General features: G+C 51.9%; 15 protein-coding genes. 5 read left to right on the top strand and 10 right to left on the bottom strand.

The genetic code is table 11. The features are described 5' to 3' along the window. Positions 1 to 12 precede the first annotated feature (12 nt). The gene (nadE, locus tag BN2591_RS04805) at positions 13 to 843 is read right to left on the bottom strand and encodes an ammonia-dependent NAD(+) synthetase (RefSeq protein WP_086869466.1); all 831 of its coding nucleotides are present in this window, start codon (positions 841 to 843) and stop codon (positions 13 to 15) included. A 253-nt stretch (positions 844 to 1,096) separates the two neighbouring features. Between nadE and osmE the strand changes: the two genes are divergently transcribed. Continuing rightward, positions 1,097 to 1,435 (top strand): osmotically-inducible lipoprotein OsmE, encoded by a 339-nt coding sequence (gene osmE / locus BN2591_RS04800; RefSeq protein ID WP_017456537.1) that lies wholly within the window; start codon positions 1,097 to 1,099, stop codon positions 1,433 to 1,435. A gap of 68 nt (positions 1,436 to 1,503) precedes the next feature. Here the strand turns inward: osmE and katE are convergent, their stop codons facing one another. Next, positions 1,504 to 3,759 (bottom strand): catalase HPII, encoded by a 2,256-nt coding sequence (katE, locus tag BN2591_RS04795; protein ID WP_086869464.1) that lies wholly within the window; start codon positions 3,757 to 3,759, stop codon positions 1,504 to 1,506. A 215-nt stretch (positions 3,760 to 3,974) separates the two neighbouring features. On the opposite strand from katE, the gene cedA reads away from it, so the two are divergent. Next, positions 3,975 to 4,217 carry a cell division activator CedA gene (gene cedA / locus BN2591_RS04790; RefSeq protein WP_065368672.1) on the top strand — a complete coding sequence of 81 codons (243 nt, stop codon included), beginning with the start codon at positions 3,975 to 3,977 and terminating at the stop codon, positions 4,215 to 4,217. Between the two features lie 83 nt (positions 4,218 to 4,300). Here the strand turns inward: cedA and BN2591_RS04785 are convergent, their stop codons facing one another. The 4 genes from BN2591_RS04785 to hxpB form a co-directional block, all read right to left on the bottom strand. Then, complete coding sequence (locus BN2591_RS04785; protein ID WP_086869462.1) at positions 4,301 to 5,692, bottom strand: L-cystine transporter; 1,392 nt, start codon at positions 5,690 to 5,692, stop codon at positions 4,301 to 4,303. Between the two features lie 130 nt (positions 5,693 to 5,822). Beyond that, entirely contained in the window at positions 5,823 to 6,413 is a 591-nt protein-coding gene (locus BN2591_RS04780; protein ID WP_086869460.1) for a metal-dependent hydrolase, read from the bottom strand. 97 nt (positions 6,414 to 6,510) lie between these two features. Then, positions 6,511 to 7,272: a 2-dehydro-3-deoxy-D-gluconate 5-dehydrogenase KduD gene (kduD, locus tag BN2591_RS04775; RefSeq protein ID WP_086869459.1), complete on the bottom strand. Its 762-nt coding sequence runs from the start codon at positions 7,270 to 7,272 to the stop codon at positions 6,511 to 6,513. 147 nt (positions 7,273 to 7,419) lie between these two features. Then, positions 7,420 to 8,088 (bottom strand): hexitol phosphatase HxpB, encoded by a 669-nt coding sequence (gene hxpB, locus BN2591_RS04770; RefSeq protein ID WP_086869457.1) that lies wholly within the window; start codon positions 8,086 to 8,088, stop codon positions 7,420 to 7,422. Between the two features lie 144 nt (positions 8,089 to 8,232). Here hxpB and BN2591_RS04765 point away from each other — a divergent pair, with 144 nt between their 5' ends. After that, positions 8,233 to 8,769 carry a YniB family protein gene (locus BN2591_RS04765; RefSeq protein WP_086869455.1) on the top strand — a complete coding sequence of 179 codons (537 nt, stop codon included), beginning with the start codon at positions 8,233 to 8,235 and terminating at the stop codon, positions 8,767 to 8,769. Positions 8,770 to 8,812: 43 nt separating this feature from the next. Here BN2591_RS04765 and BN2591_RS04760 read toward each other — a convergent pair whose 3' ends face one another. The 3 genes from BN2591_RS04760 to pfkB all read right to left on the bottom strand — a co-directional run bounded on the left by BN2591_RS04760 (position 8,813) and on the right by pfkB (position 11,112). Beyond that, entirely contained in the window at positions 8,813 to 9,673 is an 861-nt protein-coding gene (locus BN2591_RS04760; protein WP_086869453.1) for a fructosamine kinase family protein, read from the bottom strand. A gap of 104 nt (positions 9,674 to 9,777) precedes the next feature. After that, the gene (gene ghoS / locus BN2591_RS04755) at positions 9,778 to 10,068 is read right to left on the bottom strand and encodes a type V toxin-antitoxin system endoribonuclease antitoxin GhoS (RefSeq protein ID WP_086869451.1); all 291 of its coding nucleotides are present in this window, start codon (positions 10,066 to 10,068) and stop codon (positions 9,778 to 9,780) included. A 111-nt stretch (positions 10,069 to 10,179) separates the two neighbouring features. After that, positions 10,180 to 11,112, bottom strand: a complete 933-nt coding sequence (gene pfkB, locus BN2591_RS04750) for a 6-phosphofructokinase II (RefSeq protein WP_086869449.1) — start codon at positions 11,110 to 11,112, stop codon at positions 10,180 to 10,182. A 291-nt stretch (positions 11,113 to 11,403) separates the two neighbouring features. Between pfkB and BN2591_RS04745 the strand changes: the two genes are divergently transcribed. After that, positions 11,404 to 12,159 carry a DUF481 domain-containing protein gene (locus BN2591_RS04745; RefSeq protein ID WP_086869447.1) on the top strand — a complete coding sequence of 252 codons (756 nt, stop codon included), beginning with the start codon at positions 11,404 to 11,406 and terminating at the stop codon, positions 12,157 to 12,159. Between the two features lie 264 nt (positions 12,160 to 12,423). Further along, complete coding sequence (locus BN2591_RS04740) at positions 12,424 to 12,639, top strand: YdgH/BhsA/McbA family protein (protein ID WP_086869445.1); 216 nt, start codon at positions 12,424 to 12,426, stop codon at positions 12,637 to 12,639. A gap of 164 nt (positions 12,640 to 12,803) precedes the next feature. Here the strand turns inward: BN2591_RS04740 and BN2591_RS04735 are convergent, their stop codons facing one another. After that, positions 12,804 to 14,249 carry a flagellin N-terminal helical domain-containing protein gene (locus BN2591_RS04735; protein WP_086869948.1) on the bottom strand — a complete coding sequence of 482 codons (1,446 nt, stop codon included), beginning with the start codon at positions 14,247 to 14,249 and terminating at the stop codon, positions 12,804 to 12,806. Positions 14,250 to 14,349: the final 100 nt, after the last annotated feature.

The following is a 14,349-nucleotide window of genomic DNA, read 5'->3' as shown; positions in this document are numbered from 1 at the left end:
GCCGCCTGCGGGTTATTTCTGTTTCCAGAAATCGTCGAATACGGTAATCGGCGGGCGGCGCTTGTGCTCTGTTTTCACATACCAGCCTTCGATGATTTTCGCGATACTGGCATCCAGCGTTTTTCCTTCCAGATAATCATCGATATTTTCGTAAGTTACGCCCAGGGCGGCTTCATCCGGCAGTGAAGGACGATCGTCTTCCAGATCGGCCGTTGGCGCTTTTTTATAAAGATGTTCCGGGCAGCCCAGGTAAGCCAGCAATTGTTTACCCTGGCGTTTGTTCAGACGGAAAAGGGGGTTGATATCAGTGCCACCATCGCCATATTTGGTGAAGAAACCGGTCACTGCTTCGGCGGCATGATCGGTACCCACCACCACGCCTTTCGTCATGCCTGCAATACTGTATTGCGCTTTCATTCGCTCGCGCGCTTTTTCATTGCCGCGCACGAAATCGCTCAGTTCGATGCCGGTTTCACGCAGTGCTTGCTCGCTTGCCAGCACCGAGGCTTTGATATTCACGGTAAGGACGCGATCCGGCTGAATAAACGCGATGGCATCCTGGCAATCCTGTTCATCCGCTTGCTTACCGTAAGGGAGGCGGACGGCGATAAACTGATATGCTTGATTGCCCGTTTCCTGGCGCAGTTCGCTGATCGCCATCTGGCTGATTTTCCCGGCCAGCGTGGAATCCTGGCCGCCGCTAATGCCAAGCACCAGCGTTTGCAAAAAAGGATAGGTTTTCAGATAGGTTTTCAGGAAATCCACGCTGCGGCGAACTTCTTCTTCGGCATTGACCGCGGGCTTCACGCCTAGCGCCTGAATAATCTCTTGTTGCAGAGTCATTTACCCCTCCGTTGTGTTGTCCTGCTTTGCAGGGTGCAAATAGATAATAGGGCCAAATTAACCCTTTGGCGGTAAAACGACAAGGATCACAGATTTGAGTGCCGCAATTTACGGCGTTTTAGCAGCTTATTTCACTTTTATTAGATTTCTCCGAAAGTTATGCCGATGCACTCTGTTAGTTGAAAAATGCAATTTTATATTCCAGGCTTAGATAACACGCTGATACACAAGCGGATACAAAAGAGGATGGAATATGAATAAGAACATCGCAGGAATTCTGGGCGCAGCTGCAGTGCTGACTATGCTGGCGGGTTGTACGGCTTACGATCGTGCAAAAGATCAGGTTTCTCAGCCGGTGGTAAAAGATGTGAAAAAAGGCATGAGCCGTCAGCAGGTTATGCAGGTTGCTGGCCGTCCTTCTTCTGAAGTTACGATGATCCACGCGCGCGGGACTTGCCAGACCTATATTCTGGGTCAACGTGACGGCAAAACCGAAACCTATTTCGTTGCGCTGGATGAAACCGGCCATGTCATGAACTCCGGCTACCAGACCTGCGCCGAGTATGATACTGACCCGCAAGCTAAGCAGTAATTTCGGTTTATAGCCTGAGCAAATAAAAAACCGGCCAGTTGGCCGGTTTTTTATGGCTGTAATAACGCTTACGCCGGAATGCTATCGATTTTGCTGATGCGCGACCAGACGCGGTGCGCCGCAAGATGCGTCAGAAAATCATCAATAAAATTCGCCGTGGCGCTATCCGCCTCGACAATACCATCCTCTCCCTGCTCATCCACATCCAGTAAGCGCTTAAACTGCCGCGCATCACCGGCAAGCGCGATAGTTTTCAGGTGCTTATAGGCTTCCAGCAAATAATATTTCGCATCGCCATTTTGCAGGATATCGCTGATATCGCCGCCGGGAACAATAACGCCATCTACCGTCAGCGACGGCGATCCGGCGAAGGTTGCGGCAATCGGTAATTCAGAGCCGTCATCCGCTGTCACGTTGCCCATTCGCGCATAGAGCAGTTTGCTATGAACGCCTTTGGCTTTCAGCCCCTGCAATACATTGAGTACATCCGTCGCGCTGACCTTATCATGCAGTAAAATGGCTACCACCCGGCCTTTCACGTTACCATCCGGGACGGCATAAAGACTCAGCGACGGATCTTTTTTCAAGCCATTCACCTCTGGCGGCGGGGCGATATTTAACTGATCATCGCTCAAGGTGATGCCGAGGTTTTCCGCTACGCCTTGCGCCAGATGAATGTCGATGTGCGCCAGGTGATCCACCACGCGTTCACGAATATACGCGCGCACCACTTTGCTCAGCTCGAAGCTGAAAGCGTCAATAATATGACGTTGTTCAAACGGCGTCTGGCTTAACCAGAACAGGCGCGGATGCGCGTAATATTCACCGAATGAGGGGCTGCGCTCGCGAATTTTTTCCCCTTCGACGCGTTCCTGGTAGGTTTCGAAACCGCCTCGTTTCGGGCCGGGCGGTGTTTCCCGCGGCCAGTTATCGTTGATGGAGTTCGGTTCATAGTTGGCGGGATTCGTATCAATCTCCATGCGGTGCATGCCGTCGCGCTGCAGATTATGGTACGGGCAAGTCGGGCGGTTGATGGGGATTTCATGGAAGTTCGGCCCGCCAAGCCGGCTGATTTGCGTATCGGTATAGGAGAACAGACGCCCCTGCAGCAGCGGGTCATTGGTAAAATCGAGGCCCGGCACGATATGCCCTGGATGGAACGCAGCCTGCTCGTTTTCAGCAAAAAAGTTATCCGGGTTACGGTTTAACACCATTTTACCGACACGCTGTACGGGAACTAGCTCTTCGGGGATCAGCTTGGTTGGGTCCAGCAGGTCGAAATCAAATTTGAATTCATCCTCTTCCGGGATCAGCTGTAAACCCAGCTCATACTCCGGGTAATCACCTGCCTCAATGGCTTCCCATAACTCGCGACGGTGGAAGTCCGGGTCGCGCCCGGTCAGTTTTTGCGATTCGTCCCACACCAGCGATGCTTTGCCTGCCAATGGTTTCCAGTGGAAGCGCACAAACGTGGCTTTGCCTTCGGCGTTGATCAGGCGAAATGTGTGGATCCCGAAACCTTCCATCGTGCGATAGCTGCGCGGAATGCCGCGATCGGACATCGCCCACATCACATTGTGTAAGGTTTCCGGCTGTAGCGAAACATAGTCCCAGAAGGTGTCGTGCGCGCTTTGGCCTTGCGGGATCGCCCAGTGCGGTTCTGGTTTTACCGCATGGACAAAATCGGGGAATTTATGCGCATCCTGGATGAAAAAGACCGGCGTATTGTTGCCAACCAGGTCAAAAATGCCTTCTTCGGTATAGAACTTGGTGGCAAATCCACGGATGTCGCGGACGGTGTCCGCTGAACCCGCGCCGCCTTGCACTGTAGAAAAACGGACAAAAACCGGGGTGATTTTATCCGCATCAGAGAGAAAATCCGCTTTGGTAATATCGCTCAGGCTGCGATAAGGCTGAAAGTAACCATGCGCTGCCGACCCGCGTGCATGCACGATACGTTCGGGGATACGTTCATGGTCGAAATGGGTGATTTTCTCCCGCAGGATAAAATCTTCCAGCAGTGTTGGGCCGCGTTTTCCCGCGCGCAGGGAGTTTTGATCATCGGCGATGCGCACGCCCTGGTTAGTGGTAAGGGGATAATTCTCGCCGCCCTTTCGGTAAGGCTCCAGCGCGTTCAGTTTGTCATTCGACGTGTCCGGCGCTTTCATACTCCCTGGCGCGGTCGGTTGCTCGCCAGGTGCTGTGGGACGCGGGGAAGGGCGGTGGGAATTGTCCTCAGGGGCAAGGGAATCCAGCCCTGGGCGGGATTCGTTTGCGTCATGGACCGGGGCGTGATGATGTGGGTCTTTCTCATTGTGCGACATTGAACTCGTCTCCTGTTTTCATTGCTGAAAAATGGTCGATGTTTCCTTAAAACCCTTCTAACTATAGAACAACGTGCTGCGTTAACCTGGTTAATCAGGAGACAGAATGGAGGTGAAAAATCAGAGAAAGTGGTTCCAGGCGCGACGCACAAGCTCACAATCGGCTATGATAGGTCTTTAATGTTTGTAGAATTTGTCTGTAGAACGCATCGCTTATGAAATCTTATCGTCAACAAAACCGAGCCATTATCAGCTATGTCCCGCGCGTCGAACCGGCTCCCCCCGAACACGCCTCAAAAGTGGATGGCTATCGTGATGTCTGGTTGCTGCGTGGCAAGTATGTGGCGTTTGTGTTGATGGGGGAAAAGTTTCGCCGCTCGCCGATCTTTAGCGTTCCGGAAGCCGCTCAGCGCTGGGCGTTGCAAATGCGCCAGGAAGGCGAGATAGAGGAAGAGTAAAAAAAACCGCCTGTTATTACAGGCGGTTTTTTTATCAAACGGTGCCCCTCAAACAGAGGCATCGGTTATTTCATGCCGGGTGATTAACGGTGCGCCAGTTCGGCGTCCTCTTCACTGTCCAGCACAGCTTTATCGGTCTGTTTCAGCCACTGGCTGGTCAATGTACCGGCGGTCATGGAACCGCTGACGTTCAGGGCGGTACGGCCCATATCAATAAGCGGTTCAACGGAGATGAGCAGCGCCACCAGCGTGACCGGCAGGCCCAGCGCAGGCAGCACGATAAGTGCGGCAAACGTCGCACCGCCACCCACGCCCGCTACGCCTGCGGAACTCACGGTGACAATCCCGACTAAGGTGGCAATCCACAGCGGATCTAGCGGGTTAATGCCAACGGTCGGGGCTACCATTACTGCCAGCATCGCCGGGTAAAGACCCGCACAGCCATTCTGTCCAATGGTTGCGCCAAAAGAGGCGGAGAAGCTGGCGATAGATTCCGGTACACCCAGGCGACGTGTTTGCGCTTCTACGTTCAGCGGAATGGACGCAGCGCTGGAGCGGCTGGTGAAGGCAAATGTCAGTACCGGCCATACTTTACGGAAGAATTTCAGCGGGCTAACGCCGTTCACGCCGAGCAGCAGACCATGCACCACAAACATAATGCCCAGGCCAAGGTAAGAGGCGATAACGAAGCTGCCGAGTTTAATGATGTCCTGAATGTTAGAACCCGCGACAACTTTGGTCATCAGCGCCAGTACGCCATACGGTGTCAGTTGCATCACAAGGCGTACCAGTTTCATCACCCAGCTTTGCAGCGTATCGATAGCGGTCAGTACGCGCTGACCTTTCGGCGCATCATCTTTCAGCAGCTTCAGTGCCGCAACGCCAAGGAAAGCCGCGAAGATAACGATGCTGATAATTGACGTTGGGTTTGCGCCGGTCAGGTCGGCAAACGGGTTTTTCGGTACGAAAGAGAGCAGCAATTGCGGCACGGTGAGATCGGCTACTTTGCCGACATAATTGCTCTGAATGGCGTTCAAACGCGCGGTTTCTGCCGTACCCTGCACCAGACCTTCTGCCGTCAAACCGAACAGATTGGTCACCAGCACGCCCACCAGCGCGGCGATGAGCGTGGTGAACAGCAGTGTCCCGATGGTCAGAAAACTGATTTTTCCCAGTTGTGACGCGTTATGCAGACGCGCAACGGCGCTCAGAATCGAAGCGAAAACCAGCGGCATGACAATCATTTGCAGCAACTGAACATAGCCATTACCGACTACGTTGAACCACTGGATGGACTCTTTCAGTACCGGGTTATCAGCACCATAGATAGCCTGCAGCGCGAGGCCAAAGATCACGCCGAGGCCTAAACCGACCAGTACTTTTTTTGCCAGGCTCCACTGTTTGTGACGCGCCTGCGCCAGCAAAAACAGCAGTGCCACGAACACTACCACGTTCGCGATGAGTGGAAAATTCATCCCCGTTCTCCTGATATCATTATTCGGTCGGCCTTCTCGGCCGTTCCTGTTGCGCAAGGTTATCAGATGTGCCGGAACAGGCTTATATCCAAATGGAATGGTATATATCAAAAGTCGGGAAAATGACGGTTTAATGGTCAGATTGCTGATGAATAAAGCGATTAAACTGATCTTGCAGCGACGTTATTATGTGTGAGGACCAGCGGACTGCACCGTTTTCGGGCAAGGTTTGCGGCATCCATACCGCATAAGTAAACAATGCCATACAAAGTACGCGCTCCAGTTGATTCCCTTTTTGCGGCACCAGCAGCGGCAGACGAAAGCGCCAGCGGCATGGCCAGAGCAGCGGTACGCCGGCAGGAGTAAGCATGTCCGCCAGAATATGGCTGAGATAACCCACCACCATTCCCTGTAGCGCATCGGCGGGCACTATCCAGCTTTCTGGCACTTTTAAATAAAAGAGCGTCAGTGCCAGAAAAACCGCCAGCAGGCTATGCGTAAATCCGCGATGCCCGAAAGCGCGGGCGACAGGTTTTGATATCCACTTCAGGCGCTGACCGAGAAAGGATTTGGGATGATCGATATCCGGCAGCAGACAGGTGAGAATAGCGGACGGGACAATATGCCACCAGTCACCCTGAGCAAGGACAGGCGTTAACTCAGCGTTTTTGGAAAACACCGCGCAAGCAATGGAAAAAAGCAGGTGTCCTTCCGCCGTCATGGTCAAACTCACTCAACTGTCGATGCATACAGTATAGGATGTTTGTACAGTAGGCGGAAGAGGTGACGGTGTAACTCTTTGTCACAATCCTGAACGCTTAACGCGCCAGCCAGCCACCATCGACGGCAAGGGTGTAACCATTAATATAATCCGCCGCTTTTGAGGCCAGGAATACCGCAGCGCCTTTCAGATCTTCTGGTTCACCCCAGCGCCCAGCCGGGATACGGTCAAGGATCTCCTGGCTGCGCTCCGCATCTTCCCGCAGTTGCTGTGTGTTATTGGTCACCATATAGCCGGGTGCTATCGCATTCACGTTAATCTGATGTGGCGCCCATTCGTTTGCCAGTAAACGCGTCAGCCCCATGACGCCGCTCTTGGACGCCGTATATGAAGGCACGCGAATACCGCCCTGATACGAGAGCATCGAGGCGATGTTGATGATTTTTCCGCCATCACCCTGAGCGATAAATTGCCGTGCCACCGCCTGAGAGAGAAAAAATACTGTTTTCAGGTTCAGATTCATCACGTCATCCCAGTCTTGCTCACTGAAATCAATGGCATCGCAGCGGCGAATCGTACCCGCGTTATTCACCAGAATGTTGATGTGCCCAAATGTCGCTACGGCTTGTTTTACCACCTCCTCCAGACCGTGCTGGTGGCGAAGGTCTGCCTGAATAGCATGGAAACGGCGTCCTAAGGCCTGCACGCGGGAGGCGGTTTCCTGAGGCACTTTGCGGCCAACACCGACGATATCGCAGCCCGCTTCCGCAAGCCCTAATGCCATTCCCTGACCCAGCCCGGTGTCGCACCCGGTGACGATAGCCACTTTACCCGTAAGCTTAAAGGCTTCCAGTATCATATTTACTCCGGCGTTATAAATTGTTGTCATCGGCATCTGCGCCTGAAGATCAGAATAGAAGGCGGACAAAGAAAATACAAATAAAAATGAAATAGCGTTTCAAAAATGAGATGTAATGGGGTGATCTGTATCACCCCGCAGGCAAAATTAACCGCGCAGATGTTCGGGAGTGAGCTGTTCGAGGCTTTCTAGTTTCACGTTAGCAAGGACATAGCGCGGGTCCGCGCGATGTTCGGCATCCGGCACAACGATGGAACGCATCCGCGCCGCTTTGCTGGCAATCATGCCGTTAACCGAATCTTCCAGCGCTACACACGTGAGCGGATCTACCCCAAGTTTTGCCGCGCAGTCCAGATAAACCTGCGGGTGCGGCTTGCTGTAGGGGAGCTTTTCCGCTGAGGCGAGTGCGTCGAAACTGTCGCGTAGATCGAACATGGTCAGCACTTTTTCCAGCATATGCAGCGGCGATGCGGATGCCAGTCCAACCGACAGCCCGCTGTCCTTACACAGCGCGATGGCTTCACGTACACCCGGCAGCAACGGGCGCTTTTCTTCAACCAGAGAGATGGCGCGCTGAATGATTCTCTCGGTGACTTCCTGACAGCCCGGACCATTCCAGGGCTGCTGGGCATACCACATTTCAACTACCATATCGATGCGCAGGCCAAGCGTATCGGGCAACTCATTGCGTCTTGAAATATCAACCCCAAGGCCAGCCACAACTTCAAGTTCGGCGCGATCCCAGAGCGGTTCAGAGTCAATCAGTAATCCATCCATATCAAAAATGGCAGCAAGAATTTGTCGCGGGGCAGACATAACACCTCTCTATTCACGGATTTTGCAGGGGTAAAAGCGAAATTATGGTTAAGCATTCATCATACTGCCTTTAAAGATCAGGCGAAAATGGTTATCAGCAGGTAGACTAAGGCGCAAACAGTGCGTCACTTACAAGGGGAATCCATGACGTATCAACAAGCTGGACGCATCGCCGTACTGAAACGCGTCCTGGGTTGGGTGATTTTTATTCCAGCCGTCATTTCGACAATCATTTCTGTACTGAAATTTATGTACGATCACAGCGAAAAACAGCCGGGCATTAATGCCGTAATGCTTGATTTCGCCCATGTAATCATTGAGATGATGCGTTTTAACACGCCGTTCCTGAATCTTTTTTGGTACAACTCACCAACACCCGATTTCCACCAAAGCCTGAACATTATGTTCTGGATTATTTATGTGCTGATCTTTGTCGGGCTGGCGCTGCAGGCGTCCGGTGCGCGCATGAGTCGCCAGGCGCGTTTTCTGCGTGAAGGCGTGGAAAATCAGATGATCCTCGAGAAAGCCAAAGGGCCGGAAGGGTTAACGCGCGAACAGATTGAAGCTCGCATTGTGGTGCCGCATCACACCATCTTTCTGCAAATATTCCCGCTCTACATATTACCGGTGCTCATTATTGTTGCCGGTTATTTCTTCTTTACGCTGCTCGGTTTCCTGTAATACCCAAACCCGAGGCGTTGCGCCCCGGGTCTGAGAACAACACTCACGCCGCCAGCACGCGATCCAGCGCTTTTTGCGCATTCACCAGATGTTCTCCACCGAATAAGATTGCCCGGTTAAACAACGTGTACAGCTGGTAAAGGGGTTGGCGATCGAGAAAATCAGAGGGGAGCGGGGAGATGGACTGGTAACCGTCATAGATTTGCGGCGGCTGGTCCGGGTGCAGGGGGAGCATCGCCAGGTCACACTCACGGTCACCCCAGTAGCAAGCCGGGTCATAGATGTAAGGGCCGTCAGGCCCAAGCGCGCAATTGGCCGACCAAAGATCGCCATGTAATAGCGAGGGCTGCGGTTGGTGAGAGCTCAACCGTTGTTGAACGTGTTCGACAATCGCATCGATATTGCCAAACTCCAGCCCTCTTTCCGCGGCCAGCTCTAACTGCCAGCCAATACGTTGCTCCGCAAAAAACGTTGACCAGCGGCGCTGCCATGCGTTGGGCTGCGGCGTGGTGGAAAGATCGTTATCGAAGTCGAGGCCAAACTGCGGCTGATCGCTCCACTGGTGCAGGCGCGCTAACTGCTGACCGAGCATAAACGCGTTGTGCGCATCAAGCGGACGTGCAGGAAGATACTCCATGACCAGAAAGCTGTAGTCGCGGTCGCTTCCCACCGCCCAAACCGCAGGGACACGCACGGTATTACTGCGTGCCAGCAGGGCGAGCTGGTCGGCTTCGGCCGTAAAAATGGGCAGCAGTGCGCGATCATCACACTTTACGAAGAGATCGCGCCCGGCGTAGCGTACGTGCCACGCGGCATGGATTTCGCCACCGGGCAGTTCGTCGCGTTGTTCAATTTCGCCTTCACCCAGTTGTTCGCTTAACAGACCACTTATCGCTTGCCACATGATGTCTCTCCCATGTAATCAGCCAGATCATAAGGTTAGCGCACTACAGCTGTTGAAAAATCCGACTTACCGCACGCCCGGCATACGCAACGGTGGAAAGGCACTTAATGTTCCTGCTTCTGGAACGCTTCCCAGGTGGTGACCGTGATTTCCGTCTCTTCGTCTACAGCGCTTTCAGCAAGCCCGCTTGCCAGCGCCTGAACATCTTTTTCACTTAGCGCACTGATGAAACCGAACGTATTGGTGCCAAGATCGTGTACGTTGCCGTTATCATCTGCCATCGTGAGGAGAAAGCCGGCACGTGTAAAGTGGTTATTGAGCTCGTTGATGTCTGTCAGCGTTTGGTCATGAAATTTGACCTCAACTACGTAGCGAGTAATACCATCGCTGCCCATCGTTCACCTCGTTGTTATCTTGATGTTTTTTTAGCATAGACGGCGAGTGACATTTGTCGACCACCGTAGAGATATTTGATATTTCCCCTTCCAGCCGGAAGGGGAGATATATCAGGCATGGCGCAAATAGTCGTAAATCTTTTGCGTGTCTTCCCGCGCGCACAAGCGAGTACCCTGGTTGATGGTGGCAGCACTCCCGGCGGCGACGCCGAAACGTACCATGTCATCAAAAGGCGCATCTTGTGCAAGTTTGAGCGTCATTGCACCAACCATGCTGTCGCCTGCGCCCACCGTGCTTTGGCTTTTCATCGGTGGCGGTACGACCTGAACACAGGTATCCGCATCCACGCCCAGCGCTCCCTGCGGGCCAAGGGAGACGACTACGCGCAAGGCTTTGCCCGTCTGGACGATCTCCTGCGCGGCTTTGCGCACATCATCAGGCTGGGTGAGCTCTCGCCCCACCAGCGCGCTCAACTCCTTCTGATTGGGTTTTACCAGCTCAATATTACCTATGGTCAGCGCGGCCGTCAGTGCCTCGCCCGAGCTATCGACAATGCAGCGAATGCCTTGTTTTTGCGCAGCTTTAACTAACTGCGTTAACTTTTCAACCTGGACGCCCGGAGGCAGGCTGCCGCTTATCACCAAAATCGCGCCGCGTTCAATCGTCAGGACTTTTTCTTCTATCTGGCGAAATTCGTCTTCATTCAACGCGGCACCAGGCATAACAAACCGGTATTGCTCACCGCTGGACTCGATATGGACGTGCAGGTTCTGCCGCGTCCAGTCTTGTGTGGCTACGGTAATGGTCGGCACATTTTCGTCCGCCAGTAGTGCAGTGAGATGTTCGCCCGTTGCGCCGCCTGCTGGAAATATTGCCGTTGCTTTCCCGCCCAGATGTGCAATCGCACGTGCAACATTAATGCCGCCGCCGCCAGGCTCAAATACGGGTGCTGTACAGCGTAATTTACCTTCGGGATAAATTTGTGGCGTCAGCGTCGCACTATCAAGCGAAGGCGCCAGTGTAAGGGTGTATATAGCTGCCATGATGACCTCCTTTTTCTCTGGTTGCTGTAAGCCTGGCACTGTTCAGGCAGAAGGGAAAGGAATTAAGGGCATGATTTCAAAATGATATTGATTAAATGCGCAGTGGGTATTAATAACCAATTTTGCTGTTTTGAGATCCCTCTTATTCAAAAAATCAAATAAGATTTCATTGATATGTTTAAGCGGCCTTTTTATAATTTGTTACCTTTCTTTGGACCGTTGGTCATTGATCCTAATGAAAGTTTCCGGGACCGTGTTGGTCTCTTTTTTTGCTGTTCGGACTCTAAATAAATGAAGCTTTTGAAGACAGTACCCGTGCTTGTGATGGCGGCGGGTGTGTTTGTATCAATGCACGCGTTTGCAGATGATACTGTTTTTACTGTCATGGATGATCCCTCTACCGCTAAAGCGCCGTTTGAAGGCGGTGTAAACGGTGGTTATCTGGCTCAGTCCGGCAATACAAAGAGCTCCTCTTTGACTGCTGATTCCACCTTGACCTGGTACGGCGAGACGACTGCCTGGTCTTTGTGGGGCAACGCCAGCAATACATCGTCAAATGATGTGCGTTCGTCTGAAAAATACGCAGTAGGTGGTCGTAGTCGTTATAACATGACGGATTACGATTACCTGTTTGGCCAGGCGAGCTGGTTAACTGACCGCTATAACGGCTATCGCGATCGCGACGTACTGACGGCTGGTTATGGTCGTCAGTTCCTGAATGGCCCGGTTCACAGCCTGCGCTTTGAATTCGGTCCTGGTGTACGTTATGACAAGTACACCGACGGCAACACGAAAACGACCGGGCTCGGTTATGCTTCTGGCACCTACGCCTGGCAGATGACCGATAACACGAAATTCACCCAGGGTGTTTCCGTATTTGGTGCGGACGATACTACTGTGAACTCGGAAACCGCGCTGAACGTAGCGATTAACGCGCACTTTGCTTTGAAAGTTGCGTATAACCTGACCTGGAACTCTCAGCCACCGTCAACCGCGCCGGATCATACCGATCGCAGAACGACGGTAACGTTAGGCTATAAAATGTAATTCGTTGGGCCGAAAATATCGGCCCATTTTTTATTTGTTAATTTGTGCTCTTTTCATTCCACTATTCATTATTCAATTTCGTTTAAGTATTCTTTTCTCTTCATAATTTCCTCATAATTAATATTTGCGTTACATATTCAGTTTATTTGACACGAATAGATAAATAAATTGACTGTGCAAAAGTGTGATCCAGATCTACACTAACAACACGGGCAAAAAAACGCCCCGCCAGTTATGTTGTTATTCAAGCATGAGAATTTAATTATGAAAAAAATCAAAACCGCTGCGGTCGCCGTCGTGCTTTCTGCACTCTCGTTTGGCGTTTTCGCGGCTCAGCCTGCAGCAACTGCCAGCCAGACTAACACTAACATCACCAACATTGAAGCGGGTTCCAATATGGTTCCTGTGTCTCAGTCAGCTCAGGGCTCAAATGATAATGCGTTTAACGCGCATACCCTGGTTGCGGGTGAGTGGAACTAAATACATTCTAAGTTAATTCATTAACTTTGAAAAAACCGGATCATGTCGTACCGGTTTTTTGTATTTGTACTGCAATACGGATTCTTTGAAATAGGTTATTCAGTTGCGGGCGACAAATGGCTTTGTTATTAAGTGCTGTTATTAAACGTAGCGAAAATACAATGTTAGCTGCGAAGAAGCGCCAGAATATTTTCTGCAGATTGGTTAGCGACTTTTAGTACCATATCCTGGCTCTGCTGTAATATTTGGGCTTTGGCCATCTTGCTGACTTCCAGCGCATAATCTGCATCTTCTATCCTGCTCTTCGCTGCTGCTGTTGCAACGTTTTGTTGTGTCAGTACCGATTTATTCGATTCAAAACGATTAATATACGCGCCGTACTGTGCGCGCCAGCCACTTACTTTATCCAGTGCTTTGTCAAGCGCACCCATTGCGACACCTGCCGAGGCGGCGGTTTGCAAGGATGTCGCGTTTAATCCCAGGGATTTCACGTCAGCCGGTGTGGTTGGCATGGTTACGGACTGGATCTCATCACCCACATTCGCGCTGGTTACGACCTCCCACGGGCGACTCTGTTTCGGCGGTTCTGCTGGCGTTATCGTGGGCTTTGGCAGGGTGCCCCAGGTTAAGTTACTGGTAAAAGAACCACTACCCACGATCATTACCACCAAATCTTCCGTAACGTTATCGATCTTTACGCGCTCAAGTCGGTTTGAACCGTTGCTACCGTCATTAAAAGCGTTGCCCGGTTCGTACCGGTCACCATCGCCGCTATAACCGATAGTCATACCGTTGTAATTTAGCGTCTCGCTACCGTTGAGCGCCCATGTTGCGCCCCCTTCAATCAGCAAAGAATCGTCGTAGGTAGCACCATGCGCAAAACCATTGGCCTCGGTCAGAACACGGCTGGTCGCTTTCGCTGAATCCGTGATGCCGCGGCTTTTCCATGTATAGTCCGGGGCTGTGCCGTTAATTGGTGTCCCGGCCAGGTGTTTGCCGTCGCGCGTGAATAACTGAATATCATCATCGAGTCCCAGTGAATCAATCGTTATAGCAATATTGGTTGAACCGGCAGGGATGTAGGCCAGCGAGACAATGCCTGAACTGTACGAATAATTGGTACCCTGAACCGGAAACTTGACGTTTAGTGGTGGCACATCACCAATCAACTCCGGCGGCAATTCTGGTGAATCAGTCGCCAACGGGTAGCGTCCAAAAATTTCGGTACTCTCTGAGATTGACTGGATATTGTTAAGAATATTTTGATATTCGTTCTGAATGCTTTGCCGGTCACTCTCGGAGAGGGTGCTATTTCCGGATTGTATGGCCAGGCTTTTCGCCCGGATCAAAAGTTCGCTAACGGTATGCAAACTGCCATCAGCGGTCTGCGCCATACTGATAGCATCATCAAGACCGCGCGCCACCACACTGTCCGCACTGGCGTTAGAACGCATGCGGTTAGCGATAGACTGCCCGGCAGCATCGTCTTTCGCGCCATTAATGCGTAACCCCGAAGACAGACGTTCAATGCTTTCTTGTAGCGTGGAGGTCGTTTTTTTTCGGGCGGAGAGGTTCAGCCCGATAAACTCATTATGGTTGATTGCCTGCATTACCGTCATTAATTCATTCAGACCGCTAATGTATTAATCATCGGCAACGAGCTGAGTAACTTTAAGGTAAATTTGCAGGCAAATTTAACTTTGTGCAAAT

The sequence above is a fragment of the Kosakonia pseudosacchari genome, from assembly GCF_900184035.1.
Lineage (GTDB): Bacteria > Pseudomonadota > Gammaproteobacteria > Enterobacterales > Enterobacteriaceae > Kosakonia > Kosakonia pseudosacchari.
Note: the sequence above shows the minus strand (reverse complement) of the source record. Positions and strands in the feature narration are given on the sequence as shown.

What these genes read in the sequence shown, in the direction of transcription:
- ghoS (WP_086869451.1), bottom strand. Translation starts at nt 10,068, where the DNA reads ATGGGCAGCGATGGTATTACTCGCTACGTAGTTGAGGTCAAATTTCAT.
- pfkB (WP_086869449.1), bottom strand. Translation starts at nt 11,112, where the DNA reads ATGGCAGCTATATACACCCTTACACTGGCGCCTTCGCTTGATAGTGCG.
- cedA (WP_065368672.1), top strand. Translation starts at nt 3,975, where the DNA reads ATGAAATCTTATCGTCAACAAAACCGAGCCATTATCAGCTATGTCCCG.
- BN2591_RS04760 (WP_086869453.1), bottom strand. Translation starts at nt 9,673, where the DNA reads ATGTGGCAAGCGATAAGTGGTCTGTTAAGCGAACAACTGGGTGAAGGC.
- osmE (WP_017456537.1), top strand. Translation starts at nt 1,097, where the DNA reads ATGAATAAGAACATCGCAGGAATTCTGGGCGCAGCTGCAGTGCTGACT.
- nadE (WP_086869466.1), bottom strand. Translation starts at nt 843, where the DNA reads ATGACTCTGCAACAAGAGATTATTCAGGCGCTAGGCGTGAAGCCCGCG.
- kduD (WP_086869459.1), bottom strand. Translation starts at nt 7,272, where the DNA reads ATGATACTGGAAGCCTTTAAGCTTACGGGTAAAGTGGCTATCGTCACC.
- BN2591_RS04780 (WP_086869460.1), bottom strand. Translation starts at nt 6,413, where the DNA reads ATGACGGCGGAAGGACACCTGCTTTTTTCCATTGCTTGCGCGGTGTTT.
- BN2591_RS04745 (WP_086869447.1), top strand. Translation starts at nt 11,404, where the DNA reads ATGAAGCTTTTGAAGACAGTACCCGTGCTTGTGATGGCGGCGGGTGTG.
- BN2591_RS04740 (WP_086869445.1), top strand. Translation starts at nt 12,424, where the DNA reads ATGAAAAAAATCAAAACCGCTGCGGTCGCCGTCGTGCTTTCTGCACTC.
- katE (WP_086869464.1), bottom strand. Translation starts at nt 3,759, where the DNA reads ATGTCGCACAATGAGAAAGACCCACATCATCACGCCCCGGTCCATGAC.
- hxpB (WP_086869457.1), bottom strand. Translation starts at nt 8,088, where the DNA reads ATGTCTGCCCCGCGACAAATTCTTGCTGCCATTTTTGATATGGATGGA.
- BN2591_RS04735 (WP_086869948.1), bottom strand. Translation starts at nt 14,249, where the DNA reads ATGCAGGCAATCAACCATAATGAGTTTATCGGGCTGAACCTCTCCGCC.
- BN2591_RS04785 (WP_086869462.1), bottom strand. Translation starts at nt 5,692, where the DNA reads ATGAATTTTCCACTCATCGCGAACGTGGTAGTGTTCGTGGCACTGCTG.
- BN2591_RS04765 (WP_086869455.1), top strand. Translation starts at nt 8,233, where the DNA reads ATGACGTATCAACAAGCTGGACGCATCGCCGTACTGAAACGCGTCCTG.